This window comes from Caballeronia sp. LZ034LL, assembly GCF_031451215.1.
Classification (GTDB): Bacteria; Pseudomonadota; Gammaproteobacteria; order Burkholderiales; family Burkholderiaceae; genus Caballeronia.
In genome coordinates this window covers 841,321-860,002 of the sequence record NZ_JARUXR010000003.1, presented here as the reverse complement: position 1 = coordinate 860,002, position 18,682 = coordinate 841,321, and the positions used below count along the sequence as shown (strand labels likewise).

General features: G+C 65.2%; 20 protein-coding genes. 16 read left to right on the top strand and 4 right to left on the bottom strand.

The window, feature by feature from the left end:
- Positions 1-93 precede the first annotated feature (93 nt).
- From QCE83_RS25020 to QCE83_RS24990, 7 genes are all read left to right on the top strand, one after another.
- Entirely contained in the window at positions 94-1,008 is a 915-nt protein-coding gene (locus QCE83_RS25020; protein WP_309818742.1) for a LysR family transcriptional regulator, read from the top strand.
- A 26-nt stretch (positions 1,009-1,034) separates the two neighbouring features.
- Positions 1,035-2,126, top strand: a complete 1,092-nt coding sequence (locus QCE83_RS25015; RefSeq protein WP_309817717.1) for a nitronate monooxygenase — start codon at positions 1,035-1,037, stop codon at positions 2,124-2,126.
- Positions 2,127-2,242: 116 nt separating this feature from the next.
- The gene (locus QCE83_RS25010) at positions 2,243-3,181 is read left to right on the top strand and encodes a TauD/TfdA family dioxygenase (RefSeq protein WP_309817713.1); all 939 of its coding nucleotides are present in this window, start codon (positions 2,243-2,245) and stop codon (positions 3,179-3,181) included.
- 89 nt (positions 3,182-3,270) lie between these two features.
- Positions 3,271-4,296, top strand: a complete 1,026-nt coding sequence (locus QCE83_RS25005; protein ID WP_309818741.1) for an ABC transporter substrate-binding protein — start codon at positions 3,271-3,273, stop codon at positions 4,294-4,296.
- 22 nt (positions 4,297-4,318) lie between these two features.
- Positions 4,319-5,143, top strand: coding sequence for an ABC transporter permease (locus QCE83_RS25000; protein ID WP_309817711.1), 825 nt, complete (start codon positions 4,319-4,321; stop codon positions 5,141-5,143).
- Positions 5,144-5,153: 10 nt separating this feature from the next.
- Positions 5,154-5,936 (top strand): ABC transporter permease subunit, encoded by a 783-nt coding sequence (locus QCE83_RS24995; protein WP_309817706.1) that lies wholly within the window; start codon positions 5,154-5,156, stop codon positions 5,934-5,936.
- Between the two features lie 11 nt (positions 5,937-5,947).
- A complete protein-coding gene (locus QCE83_RS24990) occupies positions 5,948-6,718 on the top strand; it encodes an ABC transporter ATP-binding protein (protein WP_309817704.1) in 771 nt (256 codons plus the stop codon).
- A gap of 10 nt (positions 6,719-6,728) precedes the next feature.
- On the opposite strand, the gene QCE83_RS24985 is transcribed toward QCE83_RS24990, so the two are convergent.
- The 4 genes from QCE83_RS24985 to QCE83_RS24970 all read right to left on the bottom strand — a co-directional run bounded on the left by QCE83_RS24985 (position 6,729) and on the right by QCE83_RS24970 (position 9,940).
- Positions 6,729-7,115, bottom strand: a complete 387-nt coding sequence (locus QCE83_RS24985) for an ester cyclase (protein ID WP_309817701.1) — start codon at positions 7,113-7,115, stop codon at positions 6,729-6,731.
- 28 nt (positions 7,116-7,143) lie between these two features.
- Entirely contained in the window at positions 7,144-7,755 is a 612-nt protein-coding gene (gene leuD, locus QCE83_RS24980; protein WP_309817698.1) for a 3-isopropylmalate dehydratase small subunit, read from the bottom strand.
- Positions 7,752-9,146 carry a 3-isopropylmalate dehydratase large subunit gene (leuC, locus tag QCE83_RS24975; RefSeq protein WP_309817695.1) on the bottom strand — a complete coding sequence of 465 codons (1,395 nt, stop codon included), beginning with the start codon at positions 9,144-9,146 and terminating at the stop codon, positions 7,752-7,754. Before leuC ends, leuD begins: the two co-directional genes overlap by 4 nt.
- A 65-nt stretch (positions 9,147-9,211) precedes the next feature.
- Entirely contained in the window at positions 9,212-9,940 is a 729-nt protein-coding gene (locus QCE83_RS24970) for a GntR family transcriptional regulator (protein ID WP_309817691.1), read from the bottom strand.
- Between the two features lie 107 nt (positions 9,941-10,047).
- Here QCE83_RS24970 and QCE83_RS24965 point away from each other — a divergent pair, with 107 nt between their 5' ends.
- The 9 genes from QCE83_RS24965 to QCE83_RS24925 all read left to right on the top strand — a co-directional run bounded on the left by QCE83_RS24965 (position 10,048) and on the right by QCE83_RS24925 (position 18,562).
- The gene (locus QCE83_RS24965) at positions 10,048-11,007 is read left to right on the top strand and encodes an ABC transporter substrate-binding protein (protein ID WP_309817688.1); all 960 of its coding nucleotides are present in this window, start codon (positions 10,048-10,050) and stop codon (positions 11,005-11,007) included.
- Positions 11,008-11,018: 11 nt separating this feature from the next.
- The gene (locus tag QCE83_RS24960) at positions 11,019-11,771 is read left to right on the top strand and encodes an ABC transporter permease (protein ID WP_309817685.1); all 753 of its coding nucleotides are present in this window, start codon (positions 11,019-11,021) and stop codon (positions 11,769-11,771) included.
- 37 nt (positions 11,772-11,808) lie between these two features.
- On the top strand, positions 11,809-12,609 hold the full coding sequence (locus QCE83_RS24955) for an ABC transporter ATP-binding protein (RefSeq protein WP_309817681.1): 801 nt from the start codon (positions 11,809-11,811) through the stop codon (positions 12,607-12,609).
- The gene (locus QCE83_RS24950) at positions 12,606-13,445 is read left to right on the top strand and encodes an ABC transporter permease (RefSeq protein WP_309817677.1); all 840 of its coding nucleotides are present in this window, start codon (positions 12,606-12,608) and stop codon (positions 13,443-13,445) included. Before QCE83_RS24955 ends, QCE83_RS24950 begins: the two co-directional genes overlap by 4 nt.
- A complete protein-coding gene (locus QCE83_RS24945) occupies positions 13,442-14,338 on the top strand; it encodes an isocitrate lyase/PEP mutase family protein (RefSeq protein WP_309817672.1) in 897 nt (298 codons plus the stop codon). Before QCE83_RS24950 ends, QCE83_RS24945 begins: the two co-directional genes overlap by 4 nt.
- 24 nt (positions 14,339-14,362) lie before the next feature.
- The gene (locus QCE83_RS24940; RefSeq protein ID WP_309817669.1) at positions 14,363-15,358 is read left to right on the top strand and encodes a DUF6282 family protein; all 996 of its coding nucleotides are present in this window, start codon (positions 14,363-14,365) and stop codon (positions 15,356-15,358) included.
- A gap of 32 nt (positions 15,359-15,390) precedes the next feature.
- Positions 15,391-16,482, top strand: a complete 1,092-nt coding sequence (locus tag QCE83_RS24935; protein ID WP_309817666.1) for a TauD/TfdA family dioxygenase — start codon at positions 15,391-15,393, stop codon at positions 16,480-16,482.
- Between the two features lie 63 nt (positions 16,483-16,545).
- Entirely contained in the window at positions 16,546-17,313 is a 768-nt protein-coding gene (locus tag QCE83_RS24930; RefSeq protein WP_309817661.1) for a glutaredoxin domain-containing protein, read from the top strand.
- Positions 17,314-17,512: 199 nt separating this feature from the next.
- Entirely contained in the window at positions 17,513-18,562 is a 1,050-nt protein-coding gene (locus tag QCE83_RS24925; RefSeq protein ID WP_309817659.1) for a phage tail sheath C-terminal domain-containing protein, read from the top strand.
- The last annotated feature ends 120 nt before the right edge of the window (positions 18,563-18,682 follow it).

Genomic DNA, 18,682 nt, shown 5'->3' with positions numbered 1-18,682 from the left:
CAGTCACAAGTCAAATGCATGCGCGTCGATTGACTCGCGGGCCGCGCATGGCGAAGATGCAGCACAGTGAACCGGGACGGTGTGTCCACCGACATGCAGCGGCAATTCGACGACCTTCTTCTTGGCAGCATCGAGCTGTTCTGCCTCGCGGCTGAACTCGGCAGCTTCACGCTGGCCGCGACGGCTGCGAGCGTCACGCCTGCTGCCGTGAGCCGCGCCGTCGCGCGGCTGGAAAAGCGCCTCGACGTGCGGCTGTTCGTGCGCACGACGCGCCAGATCCGGCTGACCGATGCCGGCCGCCGTTACTTCGAGCAATGCCGCGACGCGCTGAATCGTCTGGCCGAAGCCGAGCGCGAAGCCACCGGCCAGCAGACCACGCCCAAGGGCGTGTTGCGCATCAGCATGCCGACGCCTTACGGCCACTTTCGCATGCTGCCTATCCTTGCGGAATTCCGCGCGCTCTATCCCGATGTCACGGTGGAAGCGCATCTGAGCAACCGCAATATCGACTTCGCCGAAGAAGGCTTCGACCTCGCGATACGCGGCCGCGCGCCGCGCGACTCCAACCTGATCGCGCGCAAGCTGGAGGACGCGGAACTCGTGATCGTGGCTTCGCCCGCTTATCTGAAGCGGGCGGGTGTGCCGCGTACCATCGAGGACCTGAGCCATCACGACTGCATCCAGTTCGAGATGCCGAGCACCGGCCGGCCCGTGCCGTGGCGCTTCATGCAGAACGGCGACGCCGTGGAGATGGTGGTGGAAGCCGTCTACGGCACGTCCGGCGACGCGCTCGCGGGCATTCCGCTGGCGCTGCACGGCGCGGGATTGTTCCAGACCTACCGCTTCGCGGTGGACGAGGAACTGCGCGCGGGCACGCTCGTCGAAGTGCTGACTGAGGCCGGCGGAAGCAGCCGGCCATTCATCCTGCTTTATCCGCACGGCAGGCATCTGTCGTCGCGCGTGCGGGCGTTCGTCGACTTCGTCGTCGAGAAGCTCGGCACGCGCTGAATGCAACCTTCAAGGGACGATCATCCATGAGCACGAATCCATTGACATCGCTACTCGGCATCCGGACGCCGATCATCCAGGCGCCGATGGCCGGCGTCAGCACGCCCGCGCTGGCCGCGGCCGTATCGGAAGCCGGCGGGCTGGGCTCGCTCGGCGTCGGCGCGATGAACGCGGAAGGCGCGCGCAAGGTCATTCGCGAGACCCGTGCACTGACCGCCAGGCCCTTCAATGTCAACGTCTTCTGCCACGCGCCGTCCACCGCCAACGCGGCAGTGGAGAAGGCATGGACCGACTGGCTCGCGCCGGTGTTCGCGCAATACGGCGCGACGCCGCCTGCCACTCTGATCGATCGCTACACGAGCTTTGTCGTCGATGAAGCGATGCTCCAGGTCTTCGTCGAAGAGAAGCCGGCGGTGGTGAGTTTCCACTTCGGGCTGCCGTCGCAGGCTGCGATCGACGCCTTGCGTGGCGCAGGCATCAAACTGATTGCATCCGCAACCAACTTGCGCGAAGCCGAACAGGTGGCGAAGGCGGGCGTGGACGCCATCGTGGCGCAGGGCATCGAGGCAGGCGGGCATCGCGGCCTCTTCGATCCCGCCGGAGATGACGACAAGCTCGGCGTGCTCGCGCTGACGCGTCTCCTCGTACGCGCGTTCGACCTTCCGGTGATCGCTGCGGGCAGCATCATGGATGGCGCGGGTATCGCGGCCGCGCTGGCGCTGGGCGCGCAGGCGGCGCAGCTTGGCACGGCCTTCGTGCCGTGCACGGAGACGTCGATCGATGCGGGCTACCGTCGCGCCCTGCTGAGCGATACGGCGCGCCGCACGACCTTCACCACCGCGATCTCGGGCCGCGAGGCGCGCAGCCTCGTCAACCGCTTTACCGAACTCGGCCGCAGCGCACAGGCGCCTTCGATTCCCGACTATCCGGTCACCTACGACGCCGGCAAGGCGCTGCATGCGGCCGCGAAGGCGCAGGGCGAGTTCGGCTATGGCGCGCAATGGGCGGGACAGGCGGCCGCGCTGGTGCGCGAACTGCCGGCGGCCGAACTGATGGCGCGGCTGGAAGAGGAGTTGCAGGAAAGCATCGCGGGTCTGCGTCAATATGAATCGCGCTGATCGCTGTAAAGCTTAGTCGAAACGCTTCGTTGGTCGAATGTGCTGTCGATGCTTCAATGATTCCGTCGCGCTGAACGCGGCCGCATCCGACAAACGCAACCCAACGGAGTGTCCCGATGTCCACGAGCCCCACACTCGCCGCCGATGCCGCGCGCGAACCCGTCACGTCGAATGAACCGTTCCAGGTGCGTCCCATAGGCGGACGCATCGGTGCTGAAGTGCGCGGCGTGACGCTGTCCGCCGACCTCGATGATGCCGCCATCGGCGCCATCAACCAGGCGCTGCTCAAGCACAAGGTGCTGTTCTTTCGCGGCCAGTCGCATCTCGACGACGCCGCGCAGGAAGCCTTCGCCGCGCGCTTCGGCGAGACGGTGGCGCATCCGACGGTGCCTTCGCTCGCGGGCAGCAGCCGCTTGCTCGAGCTCGATTCGAAACACGGCACGCGCGCGAACTCCTGGCATACCGACGTCACTTTCGTCGATGCCTATCCGAAGATCTCCATCCTGCGCGGCGTGGTGATTCCGCCCGCTGGCGGCGACACGGTCTGGGCCAACACGGCGGCCGCCTACGACAACTTGCCGCCACCGCTGCGCGCGCTCGCCGACGAGCTATGGGCGCTGCATTCCAATACCTACGACTACGCCGCCACGCGCAACATGCCCGACACCGATTCCGAGCGCGCGTATCGCAAGCAGTTCACCTCGACGCTCTATGAGACCGAGCATCCGGTCGTGCGCGTGCATCCGGAGACGGGCGAACGCACGCTCGTGCTGGGGCACTTCGTGCAGCGCTTCATCGGGCTGTCGCAGCGCGATTCGGACCGGCTGGCCGAACTCTTCCACGATCACGTCACGCGTCTGGAGAACACCGTGCGCTGGCGCTGGACGCAAGGCGACGTCGCGATCTGGGACAACCGCGCGACCCAGCATTACGCGGTGGCGGACTATGGCGACGCGCATCGCGTCGTGCGCCGCGCGACGGTTCATGGCGACGTGCCCGTGGGCATCGACGGACGCCGCAGCCGCATCGTCAAGCAGGAAACGCGCGCCGCCTGACGCGCTTCGCCTTCGCGCCATCGCCGCGTCAACCCTTCTTCAGCCCGAGCAAGATGACCTCACGATTCGAGTTTCTCGCCTTCACGGCGATGCTGTTCGCCGTGTTCAACGGTCCTGCGCAAGCCGCCGATCCCGCCGTGGTCCGCATCGGCGTGGCGCAACAGGGGAGCGGCGATCCGCCTACGTTCGGCGGCTCACCGGCCGCGACCGCGCAGTTGCAGCATCGCGTGGAAGATGCGTTGTCCGGGCAGGCCAAGGTGCAATGGCTGTTCTTCAAGGGCGCGGGGCCGGCCGTCAACGAGGCGCTCGCGAACCAGCAGATCGACTTCGCGTATCAAGGCGATCTGCCTTCGGTGCTGGGCCGCGCGAACGGCTTGAAGACGCATCTGCTGCTGGCGTCGAACGTGCGCACGGGCGTGTATCTGGCCGTGCCGCCGGACTCCGGCATCAAGAGCGTGAAGGACCTGAAGGGCAAGCGCGTCGGCCTGTTTCGCGGGACCAATCTGCAACTCGTGGCGGACAACGTCCTCAAGGAAAACGGCCTGAGCGAACGCGATCTGCGCGTCATCAATCTCGACACGGCTGCCGCACAGGCGGCGCTGGCGTCGAAGGGCGTCGATGCGGTGTTCCTCGACTACTCGCTGTTCAAGCTGCAACGCCAGGGCTTGGCGAAGATCGTCTACGCATCGCGCGATGACGGCGTGCAGCTCACGCGGCAGGCGCACTTGCTGGTACTCGACGACTACGAGCAGAAGCACCCCGAGATCGTGCAGAAAGTGGTGACGGCGGTCGTGCAGGCGGCGCAATGGTCATCCGACGAAACCAATCGCGATGCGCTCTTCACGCTGTGGGCGAAGAGCGGCGTGCCGACCGAATCATGGCAGGCGGAGTACGCGAAGCAGCCGTTGAAGGACCGCATGTCGCCGCTGATCGATCCGTTCCTGGTGGCGCGCTATCAATCCGTCGCCGACGATGCGCTGCGGCTCAACCTGATCCGTCAGCCCGTGAGCGTGAATGGCTGGTTCGAGCCGAAGTATCTCGACCAGGCGTTGAAGTCGCTGAAGCTCGAAGGGTACTGGCCGCGTTTCGATGCGGCGGGCAAACCCATCGCTTGATGCTTCGAGGAGACCCGTCAATATGGCCCGTACCCTGACCCGTGTCGCGCTGCCCGCTCTGCGCGCGCACCGGACGCTTTCGATCGACGCGCTGCGCGCCGCCAGCTGGACTGCGTTGCCCTGGCTCCTGCCCGCAAGCTGCGCGCTGCTGTGGGTGTTCGGATCGCACTATGGATGGATCTCGGCACAAGTGCTGCCGCCGCCCGCGCTCGTCTTCGACACGCTGGCCGCACTGGTGAAGAGCGGCGAGTTGTGGATGCATCTGTCGGCGAGCATGACGCGCGCGGCAGTCGGCTTCGGCGGCGGCGTCGTGCTCGGCGTGCTGCTGGGCGGCGCGCTCGGCCTGTCCCGCACGCTCGAAGCGTGGGTGCTGCCGAGCTTCAACGCCATCGTGCAGGTGCCGGTGCTCGGCTGGCTGCCGTTCCTGATGATCGTCGTCGGCATCGGCGAGCCGTTGAAGTATCTGTTGATCGGCCACGCGGCGCTCGTGCCGGTCACGCTCTCCACGCTGCAAGGCTTTCGCAACACGCCGCGCGGCTTGCGGGAGGTGGCCGCGGCCTATCGCTATACGCGCTGGCAAGTGATTGCGCGCGTCACGCTGCCCGCCGCGATTCCGGTGATCGGCACCGGCGTGCGGCTCGCGTTCACGAAGGCATGGCTGACGCTGGTGGTCGTGGAACTCGTCGCGTCGTCGGAAGGGCTCGGCTATCTGATCGTCTACGGACGGCAACTGTTTCAGCTCGATCTCGTGCTCGCTTCGGTGCTGATCGTCGGTGCGATCGGCTATGCGGCGGACCGGCTGCTCACCGTGTTCGAGCGCAGGCTCCAGCGCGGCCGCGCCCACTGAGGAGAAGAACATGTCCACGCTGGAACAGGAACAGATCGCGGTCAAGGGCTCGTGGCGCGGCGTTGTGCTGCCGGTCGCGGCACTCGCGCTGTGGTGGTGGCTCGCGCGTCACGCACAGGCCGATCACGGCATCCTCGTCTCGCCGGCGCGCGTGTGGCAGACGGCCGTCGAGCAAACCCGCAGCGGCGCGCTGGCGCGTGCGCTCTCGGCCTCGCTGGCGCGCGAACTGACGGGCTTTGTCATCGGCGCGACGCTCGGACTCGTGCTCGGCGCGCTGCTGGGTGTGTCGAAGCTGGCGAATCGCGCCATCGCGCCGAGCTTCAATACGTTCAAGCAGGTCTCGCTGTTCGCATGGATTCCGTTGATCTCCGTCTGGTTCGGACTCGGCGATGTCGCGAAGGTCGTGTTCCTCTCGCTGGCCGCGCTGGTGCCGGTCGTCGTGCACACCAGCGACGGCATTCGCGCCGTATCGCCGACGTATCTCGACGTGGCGCGCGCCTATCGCTATAACCGCTTGCAGACGCTGGCGTTCGTCGTGCTGCCCGCCGCCTTGCCGTCGATCTTCACGGGCGTCTATCTCGCGCTCATCTATTCGTGGCTCGCGACGCTCGGCGCGGAGTATCTGCTCGTGGCGGGCAGCGGCATCGGCAATCTGCTCGTGGACGGCAGCGAACAGTTCCGCATGGATCTCGTCGTGTTCGGCGTGATCGTGGTGGGGATCACGGGATGGGCGCTGAACGCCCTTGCGCGCGGCGTGCAGCGCCGCTGGTTCGGCGCAGCGCGCGCGGTTTGAGGAGAATGAAGATGGCAAGCCTGATCGAACAGGACAGCGGCCTGACGCTGCGGCACGTGAGCAAGCGTTTCAACGACGACACCGCGCCGCCGGTGCTGGATCGCATCGAGCTGTCGATTGCGAGCGGCGAGTTCGTGAGCATCGTCGGGGCCAGCGGCTGCGGGAAGTCGACGCTGCTGCGCCTCATCGCCGGGCTCGATCCCGCGCATGACGGCGAGATCGAGTTCGACGGAGAGCGCGTCGTCACGACGGATCTGTCACGCGGCATCGTGTTCCAGGATCATCGGCTGTTTCCCTGGCTGGATGTCGCGCAAAACGTGGCGGTGGCGCTGCGCAATGCGCCGCTTACACGGGTGGAGAAAGCGCGTGCGGTTGCGGAGCATGTCGCGCTCGTCGGTCTCGAAGGATACGAGCGGCATTATCCGCATCAGTTGTCGGGCGGCATGGCGCAGCGCGTGGCGATTGCGCGCGGGCTCGTCAACCGGCCGCGCTTGCTGTTGCTCGACGAACCCTTCGGCGCGCTCGACGCGCTCACACGTTCGCGTCTGCAAGCCGAGTTGCAGCGCATCTGGGCGCATGAACGCATCACGATGGTTCTGGTGACGCACGATGTCGAAGAGGCCGTGCTGCTGTCGGACCGCATCGTCGTGATGGAGGCGCGGCCGGGACGTATCGGCGACGTGATCGATGTCACGCTGCCGAGGCCGCGCAAGCCGGGCGATCAGGGCGTCGGCAGGCTGCGCGACGAGATCGTCGGCCGGTTCTTCACGGATGGCGTCTAGAGCCTAGAGCCTAAAGCTGCGTTTCGATCGCAGCCTTGTCGATCACCGACCAGACCTCGGTAATCCTGCCGTCGCGGAACGTGTAGAAGACGTTCTCGCAGAACGTCACGCGGCGGCCGTCGATCTTCAGGCCCATGAAGTCCGCTCGCGGCGAACAGTCGAAGCGCAGGCGGCTGGCGATGCGCGGCGGTTCCGCCACCAGCAACTCGATGTTGAAGCGCAGGTCGGGAATATCGCGGAAGTCCTGCTCCAGCATCCGCCGATAACCCGCCAGGCCGAACGCACGGCCGTTGTGCCGTGCGGTTTCATCGACGAAGTTGCCGAGATGGTCCCAGTCCTGCGCATTCAGACAGTCGATATACGCGCGATAGATTGCCGAGAGTTCGTCCGGTGTCATGGTGTCGGTGCGTGCGTGTGTGTGAGCGTCACGCCGAAGCATAAACCCATGGACGCCGCGCGCGGTCGGCGCGTTGAAACTCGGCGACGCGCGCTTCCCGCGCCACGGCCTGATCGACATCGTCCTGACCGTTCAGCAACGCAGTGCGCTGCGACTCGGGCAAGCTGAACGAAAACGGTTCGAGCCCCGGAACACGCACCTGACACGCTTGCAGATCCACCGTCAGCAACTCGCCGCGCGCCGCGACCGGCATGATCGCGGCAATCTCTTCGGGCGCGAGCCGCACGGGCAGCACGCCGTTCTGGAAGCAGTTGTTGTAGAAGATGTCGCCGTAGCTCGACGCGATCACGCAGCGTATGCCGAACTCGTCGAGCGCCCAGACGGCCATCTCGCGTGAGCTACCGCAGCCGAAATTCTTGCCGGTCACCACGATACGCGCCTCGCGAAACGGCGGCTGGTTCAGCACGAAATCCGGGTTCTCCCTGCCGTCCGGCCGACCGCGCTGCGTCTCGAAGGCCCATGGCTGAAACTCGCCGCGCTTCAGTTGCGAGATGCGCTCGATCCGCACGATCAGGTCCGTATCGACATCATCGCGGTCGATCACCGCGGCATGTCCCGTACATACGTCGAAGGCTTTCATGCGGCTCCCTGGATTTCGCCTGCAAGCGCCGATGCGGCGGCGGTGGCCGGGTTGGCAAGATGCGTCATCACGCCCGGTCCCTGCCGTCCGACGAAGTTGCGGTTCGACGTGGACACGCAGCGTTCGCCGCTCGCGCCGAGATCGCCGTTGGCGCCGACGCACATAGAGCAGCCCGGCTCGCGCCATTCGAAGCCCGCGTCGCGGAAAATCTGGTCGAGTCCTTCGCGTTCGGCCTGTTCGCGCACCGGCAGCGAGCCCGGCACGACCCACGCGTTCACGTGCTGCGCCACGCGCGCACCGCGCACCACTTGCGCGGCGGCGCGCAGATCGGAGATGCGGCTGTTCGCACACGAGCCGATGAACACCCGGTCGATACGCGTGCCTTCCATGCGCTGCAAGGGCTTGAGCCGCATATAGCCGAGCGCCGCTTCCGATTGCGCGCGCCGTTGCGGGTTCGGTTCGGCGGCGGGATCGGGCACATAGCCGTCGATGCACACCACCTGCTCGGGCGTCGTGCCCCAGGTGATCTGCGCATCGATGCCTTCGATATCCACGTCCACGTCCTTGTCGAAGGTCGCGTCGGCGTCGGTCGCCAGTTGACGCCAGGCGGCGACGGCGGTGTCGAACGCATCGCCTTGCGGCGCGAAGGGACGGCCGCGCAGATAGTCGAAGGTGACGTCGTCGGGCGCGATCATGCCGAGACGCGCGCCCATTTCAATCGCGAGATTGCAGAGCGTCATGCGCGCTTCCATGTCGAAGCCGCGCACCGCGTCGCCGGCGAATTCGAGCGCGTGACCCACCGCGCCCGCCACGCCCAGCTTGCCGATCACATGCAGGATGACGTCCTTGGCCGTCGCGCGCCGGGCGGGCCGGCCGCGCAGCGTGACGCGCATGCGTGCGGGCTTGCGCTGGCGCAAGGTCTGGCTCGCCAGCACCTGCACCTGCTCCGACAAGCCGATGCCCCAGCCCATCGCACCAAATGCGCCATGCGTGCACGTATGGCTGTCGCCACAGACGAGCGTGGTGCCGGGCAAGGTCAGCCCTTGTTCCGGCGCAATGACGTGAACGATGCCCTGACGCGCGTCGTCGAGATCGAAGCGCTCGATCTTCAGCCGCTGCGTCTGCTCGCGGAACGCCTCGACCATTTCGGTGGCCCAAGGCTGGTCGCCGGCGCGGCGTCCCGGCACGCTCGATATCACGTGATCCGGCGTCGCGAAGGTCAGCTTCGCGTCGCGCACGCCGAGCCCGCGCCGCTCCAGCACGCGGATCGCTTCGACGGCGGTCAGTTCATGCAGCAGATGGCGATCGATATGCAAGACCGTGGTGCCGTCGCTCAATTCATCGACGACGTGCGCGTTCCAGACCTTGTCGAACATCGTTTGCGCGCTCATTCTTCGCCATCCTGATGAGTCGTCATATGGGATGTCATTTTTGTCTCCTCCTTCAGACTGCGATTTCAGCTCAGCGGCGCACCCAGGCCCGCGAGCGCGGGCAGTTGCAGGATCAGGTCGGCGGAATGCCAGAGATGGCGCTTCATGGCCTGATAGGCCATGTCCGCATTACCCGCGAGGATGCCCTCGGCAATGTCCTCATGTTCCGCGAGCGCGTTCTTCATCATCTGCGCGCTGCCGATCTGCTGGCGCAACTGGATCATGAAAACCGGCAGCTGATATTTGTCGATCAGTTCGCCCAGTTGCGGATTGCCGCACATGTGCACGATTTCCTGATGGAACGCCCGGTTGTCGACGATGAAGCGCTGGAAGTCCGGCCGGTCGTTGTGCACGCGGCCCTGCTCCAGCACCGCGACGAAGCGCGCGCGGTTGTCGCCGACATCGATGTTCTGCGCCGCCACGCGGGCCGCATAGCCTTCCAGCGCCTCGCGAATCTGATAGACGTGCGCCACTTCCGCTGCGGACAGACTGCGCACCACCGCGCCGCGATTCGGCACGACATCGATCAGACCGTCCGCTTCCAGCCGGCGGAACGCCTCACGCAGCGAGCCGCGGCTGATGCCGAGCTGCTCGACGATGTCGCGTGAAATCAGCCGCTGGCCCGGCACGAGCCGGCCTTCGAGGATGCGGCTTTTCAGTTCGGCCGCGATGCGCTCGACGGTTTCGCCCGAGCGGCCGGCACTTTCGATGTCGGCTTCGGCGGCTGCGGGAAGGGGGATATGAGGGAAGTCCATGAGCGGATTGTCCAACAGTTTTCGTTGACGCGCCATACGTTTTAACATTTAATTCAAACAAAAGTGTTCGACACTTTGATCCACAACACTACAAATGCGGAGACAACATGAAGGGTTTGATGCGCTTGGGCGCGGTGGCGCTGGCGGTATCGGGGTGGATGTGCGCGGCGGGCGCGTATGCGGCGGACGTGGTGCGTATCGGCGGGACGAGCAACTACGGGCCGGTGCTGCCCGTGATGGCCGCCCAGGAGCTCAAGCTGTTTGACAAGGTCGGCGTGCAGACACAGTTCACCGGCTTTCCCGGCGGCGCGGCCTGCATGGAAGCGCTGGCCGCCAACGAAGTCGATATCGTCAATTTCTTTCCGCCGGGCCTCGCGCTGGCGAAGAAGCGCGGCGTGAAGGCGACCATCGTCGGGGCGGATTCGCTGACGCCGCGCGGCTGGGACGTGATCGTCAAGAAGGATTCGCCGCTCAAGACCGTCAAGGATCTCGCGGGCAAGAAGGTGGGCATTTCGGCTACCGGCTCCACGACCGACTTCTTCGGACTGTGGGCGGCCAACGAAGCGGGCGCGCCGGTGAACCGCATTCCGGTGGGCGGTCCGGGCATGGTGCCGAACCTGCTGTCGGGCAACGTGGATGCGATCGTCGCGTATCCGCCGCTCAGCTACAAGGTGTTGCAGGCGGGCACGGGCCGCAGTCTGGTCGATTTCGGCAAGGCCATGCCGGCCAACGTGCCCGACGTGTGGATGGCCTCCGACGACATCCTCGCGAAGAACCCCGACGGCGTGAAGAAGACGCTGATCGCGCTGTACAGCGCGGTGGTCTACATGCAGGCGCACCCCGAGTGGACGATTGCGTTCATCCAGAAGCAGACCGGCCTGCCGCCGGAAATCGCCAAGCTCGAATACGACAACACCATCAAGGGCCTCTCGCCTGACGGCTCGATCAAGGCCGAATGGGTCGAGGAATCGCTCAAGCTCGCGAAGCTCGCCGGCATGAACGACACGCCGCCCGCGAAGGACCTGTTCACCACGCGCTTCGTGCCGGTGAAGACGGTGGCCCCATGAGCGGTGGCGCCATGAGCCCCTGGGCACGACGTCTCACGCAGGCGGCGATCATCGCGGGCTTCGTGCTCGTGTGGCACCTGACGGTGGCGGGCCGCTTCGTCGATCCGATGCTGCTTCCCGGACCCGCCGAAGTCTTCGCCCGCATGATCCATCTGCTCGGCGACGCGCAATCGCTGCATCACCTCGGCGTGACGCTCGGCGAGGTGATGCTGGCGGTGGTGCTGGTCACGCCGGTGGGCATCGCGCTGGGCCTGTTCCTCGGCGAGAACGCGTACTGGGGCGCGGCCTTCCGGCCGCTGTTCTACTTCATGTCGAGCGTGCCGAAGTCGGTGTTCCTGCCGGTCTTCATTCTCGCGCTCGGCATGGGCTTCTCGCAGAAAGTGGCCTTCGGCATGTTCCAGGCGATCTTCGTGCTGGTGGTCGCGGCCATCGCGGCGGCGCAGAGCGTGCCGGTGGACTACGTGCGCACGGCCCGTTCGTTCGGCGCGACGCGCGCGCAGATTTATCGCCATGTGTATCTGCCCGCGATGCTCCCGGTGATTCTCGAAGGCCTGCGCCTCGGCATGATCTTCAACATCACCGGCGTGCTGTTCGCGGAGATGTACGTGTCGCGCGCCGGACTGGGCTATCTGATCGCCAACTGGGGCATGAACTTCGACATCGTCAGTCTGCTGGCGGGCATCGTGCTCGCGAGCCTCGTGTCGATCATGGTGAACGAAGCACTGCGCTGGTACGAGCATCGGGTCGGCGCCTGGCGCAGCTGACGATGTTTGCACAACCCCACGACAACACACAATTCGAATGAGCACACCGAACGCACTCTCTCGCAACGAGACCGCCGCGCTGCACATCGACGGCGTGTCGCAAACCTATCAATCGAAGAGCGGGCCGGTCCACGCGCTCGACGACGTATCGTTCAGCATCGACAACGGCAAGTTCATCGGCCTCGTCGGTCCCAGCGGCTGCGGCAAGTCCTCGCTGCTGATGATGATGGCCGGCCTGCTCGCGCCGAGCGCGGGCTGCATCCGCGTGGGCGAGCGGCGCATCACGCAGCCGGAGCCGGAGGAAATCGGCGTCGTGTTCCAGGAGTCGAGCCTGCTGCCCTGGAAGACCGCGCTGGAGAACGTGGAGTTTCCGCTGGAACTGCGCGGCATCGATGTCGCGACGCGCCGGCCGCTCGCGCGCGAGATGCTGGCGCGCGTCGGCCTGAAGGACTTCCTCGACCGCCGTCCGCACGAACTGTCCGGCGGCATGAAGCAGCGCGTGGCGATTGCGCGCGGCTTCTGCCAGAACCCGCGCGTGCTGCTGATGGACGAACCGTTCGCCGCCCTCGATGAACAGACGCGCCTCTCGCTCGGCGACGAACTGCTGTCCATCTGGGAGCAGCATCGCAAGACCGTGGTGTTCGTCACGCACAGCCTCACGGAAGCGGTCTATCTGTGCGATGAAGTCGTGGTCATGGCGGCGCGTCCGGGGCGTGTGATCAAGCGCATCCAGATCGACCTGCCGCGTCCGCGCACCTTCAAGACGATGGCGACCGCGCGTTTCGGCGAACTGCGCGACGAGATCTGGGAACTCATCCGCACGGTGGAGCACGCATGATCTCGCAGCCCCTGGTCCGCACGAAGCACGCGCCCGCCGCCGCAGAGGCAGCAGCCGAACGCGCGCCGCGCCGTCCCGCGTTGAGTGCAGGGACGCTGCGGCTCGTCTGCATCGTATTGCTGCTCGCCTTCTGGGAACTGGCGCCGCGTCTCGGCTGGGTGCCCGAAGTGATGCTCGCGCCGCTGTCGTCCACGCTCGTGGCCGGTTTCGACAACGGTCCGATGTTCGCGCTGAACCTCGCGTCCACGGTGGCCGAGATGGCGGCCGCGCTGGCCATCGTCTTCGTGGTGGGCGGCGCGTGCGGGCTCTTGCTCGGCAGCGTGGCCGCGCTGCGCGACACGCTGTTGCCGCTGGCGTCGTCGTTGTATGCGGTGCCGCTCGTGATCCTCTATCCGCTGCTGACGGCGTGGATCGGCATCGGCATGGAATCGAAGATCGTGTTCGGCGCGGTCTACGGCTTCTTTCCGATGCTGCTCGCCACCGCCGCCGGCGTGCGCACGGTGGACCGGCAACTGCTCGTGGCGGCGCGCAGCATGGGTGCGCGCCGCATGCAGCTGGTGCGGCACGTGATGCTGCCCGCCGCGGTGCCCTCGGTGCTGTCGGGCATGCGTCTCGGCAGCGCGATGACGGCCATCGGCGTGGTGGTTGCGGAGATGATGGCCGCGACTTCGGGCATCGGCTTCGTCATCACGCAGAACCGTACGCTCTTCAACACCCCCAACGTCTATTTCGGCGTGCTGCTCGTGCTGGTGCTCGCGGTGGCCCTCGATCAGCTCGTCAATTTCCTGCAACGGATCGCGTCGCGGCGCTATCCCCAACCTGAAAACAAGTCATGAAATCTGCATCGCATGCCAGCGTGTTGCGCGAACGCCTGCAACGGAAGGACATCGTCGTCGTGCCGGGCGGCGGCTCGCCGCTGGAAATCCGCATGATCGCGCGCGCCGGCTTCGAGGCCGCCTATCTCAGCGGCTATGCCACGGCGGCGTCGCGCTACGGCGTGCCGGACATCGGGCTGGTCGCGTATGGCGAGATCGAGAACGCCGTGCTGGCCACGACGCGCGTCGCCAACGTGCCGCTGATCGTCGATTGCGACACCGGCTACGGCGACGTCACCAACATGATCCGCACCGTGCAGGGCATGGAGCGGCTGGGCGTGGCCGCGATCCAGATCGAGGATCAGGCCTGGCCGAAGCGCTGCGGCCACATGGACGCGAAGATCGTCGAGTCGCGCGAGGTGGCGTTGCGCAAGCTGCGCGCCGCCCTCGAAGCGCGCAACGATCCCGACACCGTGATCATCGCGCGCACCGATGCACGCGGCCCGCACGGGCTGGACGAAGCGCTCGAACGCTGCCGCATGTTCCGCGACGCGGGCGCGGATGTCGTGTTCGTCGACGGGCCGCAGTCGCTGGAGGAACTCGAGATCATCGGACGCGAACTGGCGGGCGGGCCGCTGGTCGCGAACATGTCGGAATCGGGACTGACGCCGCTGCTCTCCGCGGCGGAACTACAGGAGCTCGGCTTTGCGATCGCGCTGTTCCCGAGCAGCACGGTGCGGCTGACCGTGCGCATCGTCGAGGACTTTCTCGCCGATCTCAAGCAAAGCGGCGACTCGCGCGCGTGGGTCGAGCGCATGGCGAGTCTCGCGCAGACCAACAGCGCGCTCGGCATCGAGACGATGCGCGAGTTCGAGGCCCACATTCTCGCGGACGTGAAGAAGCGTCTCGCGTAACGCACGGTATTGGAGACCCCACGCATGACATCGAACTACTATCCGTATCCGCCGGGCGGCGCCACCGCCACCGACCGCATCCTGAAGGGCGCCATCGACCTGCATCATCACGGCTTCCCGGAGATCAGCTTCGAGGCGAAGACGCGTCTGGAAGACATCGACGAGATGTCGATCGCACGCAATGCCGGCATGCTCGGCATCGTGCTGAAGTCGCACATGTTCCCGACCGTGGGCCGCGCGTATCACCTGAGCAACCTCGTGCCGGGCATCGAGATCTTCCCGAGCATCACGCTGAATTACGCGGTGGGCGGGCTCAATCCGCTGGCGATCGAAAGCGCGGCGAAGCAGGGTGCGAAGGTCTTGTTCATGCCGACCTGGAGCGCCGAGCATGACATCGAGCGCGGCGGCATGAGCCGGCACCTGCGGCATTTTCTCGACCGCGCGGAAGGCACGCTGCGGCCGGGCAAGGGCATCCGCCTGACGGGTTCCAACGGCAAGCTGCTGCAGGAAACCCGCGAGTGTCTCGACTGCGCGCGCCAGTACGGCATGACCATCTGCACGGGACACGTTTCGCCGACCGAGTCGATCGCGCTCGCGCTGGAAGCGAAGGACTACGGCATCAACGAAGTGATCTTTTCGCATCCGGACAGCAATTCGGTGGGCGCGAACCGCCAGGAAATCCGCGACATGTGCGCGCTCGGCGCGGTGTGCGAGTTCTGCGCGCTCGGCTGCCTGCCGCCGCTGATGCGCATGAAGCCGAAGGACTTCGCCGATGTGGTGGGCGATATCGGCGAGGACAAGGTCATCCTGACGACGGACTACTTCTTCGAATGGTCGCCGCCGGGTCCGGAAACCATGCGCATGCTGATCGGCACGTTCCTCGCGCTGGGCATGTCCGAGACCGCGGTGCGCAAGATGGTGCGCGAGAATCCGGCGCGCATGCTCGGCATGGATGCGGACCGGCTCGCGAAGCTGGACGCCGAACAGGATGCATACCGTGCAGCACAGATCGAGAATTGAGCTAACGTAGACCGATAAAGGAGACGAGCTTCATGATTCAGCAGGTTGCAAGCCGCGCGGGCTGGAAAGGACCGGACCTCGCGCAGACCGAGGCGTGGTTTCATCGTTTGTCGGAAGACGCCATCGCCGATTTCGAAACGGCGATGCGCACGGCGGTGGCATCGGGCAAGGATCTGTTCGATCTCGGCGTGGAAGACTTTCTGCTCGGCGCCGCCGGCCGCGCCGCGCTCGATGTCGTGCATGACGAGACTCAGCAAGGACTCGGCGTGATGGTGCTGCGCGGCTTTCCGGTGGCGCGTCATGAGCCGGCGCATCTGCGCCTGCTGTTCTGGGGGCTCGGCCTGCACATGGGCGTGCCGCGTCCGCAGGGCAAGCAGAGCCAGTTCATGTCCGACGTCACCGATGCCGGCGGCACTTACCGCAGCACCACGGGCCGCGGCTACAACACGAACTCGAAGCTCGACTTCCATGCGGACAATGCGGACATCGTCGGGCTCATGTGCGTGAACGCGGCGAAGCGCGGCGGCGAGAGTTTGATCGCGAGTTCGGTGCATGCGCATAACGTGATGCTCGCGGAACGTCCCGATCTCGTCGCGGTGCTGTACGAGCCGTTCATCTTCAGCCGGCAGGGCGAGCAGGCGCCGGAGGAAGGGCTGTGGTACGAGTCGCCGGTGTTTTCGGTGACGGAAGGGCACTTCGCGTGCCGTCATGTGCGCAACCATATCAAGGGCGCGCAGGATGGCTTTCCCGACTTGCCGCGCCTGACGCAGGCACAGACCGAGGCGCTCGATCTCTTCGACGCAATCCTTGCCCGCGAGGACGTGCGCTTCTCGATGCATCTCGAACCCGGCGACATGCAGTTCCTCAACAACCATACGCAACTGCATTCGCGCACCAGCTACGAAGACTGGCCGGAACCGGGGCGACGCCGTCTGCTGTATCGTCTATGGCTGGCGATCCCGGATGCGCAGCCGCTCGCTCCGGGCCTGTTGCCGACCTACAAGGACGTGGCGAGCAAGGCGGTGCGCGGCGGGTTTCGCGGCGTGAACATCACGGAGGCGACGCGCGCGTTCGAGGCGCGCATCGCCGCGCATCACGACATGGCGATGCGCATTTACGACTAGCGCGGGTGCGTGGTTGGGTGGCTTGATCTCGCGCGATGCAATGCAACGCAACGGAGGAGACTCATGAACGATATCGCGACGAGTGCGCGCATCAAGGTCTTCTGGCAGCCGGGCTGCTCGTCGTGCCTGCGCACGAAGGAGTTCCTGACCCAGCAGGGCGTCGAGTTCGAATCGCGCGACGTGCATAACGATCCCGAGGCGCAGGCCGAGTTGATCGCGCTGGGCGTGCGCAGCGTGCCGGTGGTGTCCATCGGCGCGCGTTACACGTTCGCGCAATCGCTCAAGGACGTAGTGAAGTTTCTCGACCTGCGCACGACGCTCGCTGAACCCTTGCCGCCGCGCATGCTCGTGCAACGGCTCGACACGGTGATGAGCGCGGTGTCGCGTTACGTGGTCCAGTTTGCGCCGGAGCATCTGCATGAACCGTTTCGCGACCGGCGGCGCACGCCGGCGCAGTTGTGCTACCACGTGTATCGCATTGCCGAGATGGGCATGGAAGCGTCGCAGGGCATGCTGCTGCGCTTCGAGAGCTTCGATGAGATACCGCCCGAGACGTGGACGGCGGATGACATCCGCCGTTGGGGCGACGACGTGCATCGCCGCTTCGATGCATGGTGGGCCGCTGAAGCGGACCCCGAAGTGAACTATACGGTGCAGACCTACTACGGCACGCGGCCCTTCCACGAAGTGCTGGAACGCACGGCGTGGCACGCCACGCAGCACACGCGGCAGATCATGCTGATGCTGGAGACGCAGGGCGTGACGCCGGATGGGCCGTTGAGCGCGGCGGATCTCGAAGGCTTGCCGCTGCCGGAGGAAGTATGGGGGTGAGGGCGCACGCGACGCCGAGCGGCCTGTGCGCGGCGTATCGCCATTTCGGTTTAGATCTTGCGAAATGGCAGCGATAGATCGATAAATCCAAGCTAAAAATCAAATATCTGCGCCGGGATCGTGACTTTGTGACGTTGGTTAAGGGTCTGTGAAAACACTCCGCATAATAAAAGGCATTTCCCACGCGGAGTCAGACCAGATGACCATCGAAACGACTTATCCAGGCATATACGTTCAGGAAGATGCTTCACCGGTTATCTCTATCGGCGGACTTCCGACGGCGGTGCCGCTGATCTGCATGAGCGATCAGTTCTCGACCGAGCCTGTGAAGTTCAACAATTGGCTTGACGTCGTCAACTACTACTCGGGCAAGATTGATCTGAACGACCGGAAGGTACCGGGTCTTCGCGCTTACTTCGAAGCGGGAGGAGGGCCATGCTATGCGGTCGCCTTCAAGGCGGCGTGCAGTTGCGCCTCGATGCTGAGTTCGATTGTCTCATTGCTGGTCTCGAACAATGAAACGATCCACGATATGCAGAAGATGGTCAAAGGATTGCCTGAAACGATCTTTGTGATCCTCGATGGCCCCTATGAGATCACAGGCCCCGGTGCGGCAGATGGATGGGAATCGACCTCTCAAGCCGCCGTTTACTATCCCACTCTCAAGTCAAGCTGGAGCAAGCGTGACGTTCCACCGAGCGTCGTTGTGGCTGGCCTCTATTGCAGGAACGACCGTGAGCGAGGTGTCTGGAAGGCGCCGGCCAACATGCCCTTGCCCCGTGGCTACACCACGGTGCAACACGTGACGGACGACCTTCAAGCACAGTACACCAGCGGCCGCGCGATCAACATGATCCGCTCGTTCAATGATGACAATCCGGTAGTCTGGGGCGCCCGTACGCTCGAAGACAGCGACAACTGGCGCTACATCTCAGTACGCCGTCTGTTCAACAGCGTCGAACGCGATGTCGACAACGCCATGAAGGACATGGTCTTCGAACCAAACACGCCGTTGACGTGGGAGAAAGTGCGATCCGCGATTACCAGCTATCTGCATCAGCTATGGAAGCAGGGCGCTTTAGCCGGAGCATCCGACGACGAAGCGTACTTCGTGCAGATCGGCAAGGACATCACCATGTCGGCAGACGACATCGCTCAAGGCAAGATGATCGTCAAGATCGGTCTGGCGGCGACGCGGCCTGCCGAGTTCATCGTCCTGCAATTCACGCAGACCGTGGAAACCGCTTGAACGCCTCATGAAGCGGCGCTTTCCGGACGGGCCCACGCCTTAACCATTCCTTCAATCGACACGCAGTTTTATTCAATCTCGACGCCGTCTCCCGCTGGCAGAATTTCAGTGCGTTACAAA

What these genes read in the sequence shown, in the direction of transcription:
- QCE83_RS24945 (WP_309817672.1), top strand. Translation starts at nt 13,442, where the DNA reads ATGAAATCTGCATCGCATGCCAGCGTGTTGCGCGAACGCCTGCAACGG.
- QCE83_RS24965 (WP_309817688.1), top strand. Translation starts at nt 10,048, where the DNA reads ATGAAGGGTTTGATGCGCTTGGGCGCGGTGGCGCTGGCGGTATCGGGG.
- QCE83_RS25020 (WP_309818742.1), top strand. Translation starts at nt 94, where the DNA reads ATGCAGCGGCAATTCGACGACCTTCTTCTTGGCAGCATCGAGCTGTTC.
- QCE83_RS25010 (WP_309817713.1), top strand. Translation starts at nt 2,243, where the DNA reads ATGTCCACGAGCCCCACACTCGCCGCCGATGCCGCGCGCGAACCCGTC.
- leuD (WP_309817698.1), bottom strand. Translation starts at nt 7,755, where the DNA reads ATGAAAGCCTTCGACGTATGTACGGGACATGCCGCGGTGATCGACCGC.
- leuC (WP_309817695.1), bottom strand. Translation starts at nt 9,146, where the DNA reads ATGAGCGCGCAAACGATGTTCGACAAGGTCTGGAACGCGCACGTCGTC.
- QCE83_RS24990 (WP_309817704.1), top strand. Translation starts at nt 5,948, where the DNA reads ATGGCAAGCCTGATCGAACAGGACAGCGGCCTGACGCTGCGGCACGTG.
- QCE83_RS24995 (WP_309817706.1), top strand. Translation starts at nt 5,154, where the DNA reads ATGTCCACGCTGGAACAGGAACAGATCGCGGTCAAGGGCTCGTGGCGC.
- QCE83_RS24930 (WP_309817661.1), top strand. Translation starts at nt 16,546, where the DNA reads ATGAACGATATCGCGACGAGTGCGCGCATCAAGGTCTTCTGGCAGCCG.
- QCE83_RS24925 (WP_309817659.1), top strand. Translation starts at nt 17,513, where the DNA reads ATGACCATCGAAACGACTTATCCAGGCATATACGTTCAGGAAGATGCT.
- QCE83_RS24955 (WP_309817681.1), top strand. Translation starts at nt 11,809, where the DNA reads ATGAGCACACCGAACGCACTCTCTCGCAACGAGACCGCCGCGCTGCAC.
- QCE83_RS25015 (WP_309817717.1), top strand. Translation starts at nt 1,035, where the DNA reads ATGAGCACGAATCCATTGACATCGCTACTCGGCATCCGGACGCCGATC.
- QCE83_RS24950 (WP_309817677.1), top strand. Translation starts at nt 12,606, where the DNA reads ATGATCTCGCAGCCCCTGGTCCGCACGAAGCACGCGCCCGCCGCCGCA.
- QCE83_RS25005 (WP_309818741.1), top strand. Translation starts at nt 3,271, where the DNA reads ATGCTGTTCGCCGTGTTCAACGGTCCTGCGCAAGCCGCCGATCCCGCC.
- QCE83_RS25000 (WP_309817711.1), top strand. Translation starts at nt 4,319, where the DNA reads ATGGCCCGTACCCTGACCCGTGTCGCGCTGCCCGCTCTGCGCGCGCAC.
- QCE83_RS24960 (WP_309817685.1), top strand. Translation starts at nt 11,019, where the DNA reads ATGAGCCCCTGGGCACGACGTCTCACGCAGGCGGCGATCATCGCGGGC.
- QCE83_RS24970 (WP_309817691.1), bottom strand. Translation starts at nt 9,940, where the DNA reads ATGGACTTCCCTCATATCCCCCTTCCCGCAGCCGCCGAAGCCGACATC.
- QCE83_RS24940 (WP_309817669.1), top strand. Translation starts at nt 14,363, where the DNA reads ATGACATCGAACTACTATCCGTATCCGCCGGGCGGCGCCACCGCCACC.
- QCE83_RS24935 (WP_309817666.1), top strand. Translation starts at nt 15,391, where the DNA reads ATGATTCAGCAGGTTGCAAGCCGCGCGGGCTGGAAAGGACCGGACCTC.
- QCE83_RS24985 (WP_309817701.1), bottom strand. Translation starts at nt 7,115, where the DNA reads ATGACACCGGACGAACTCTCGGCAATCTATCGCGCGTATATCGACTGT.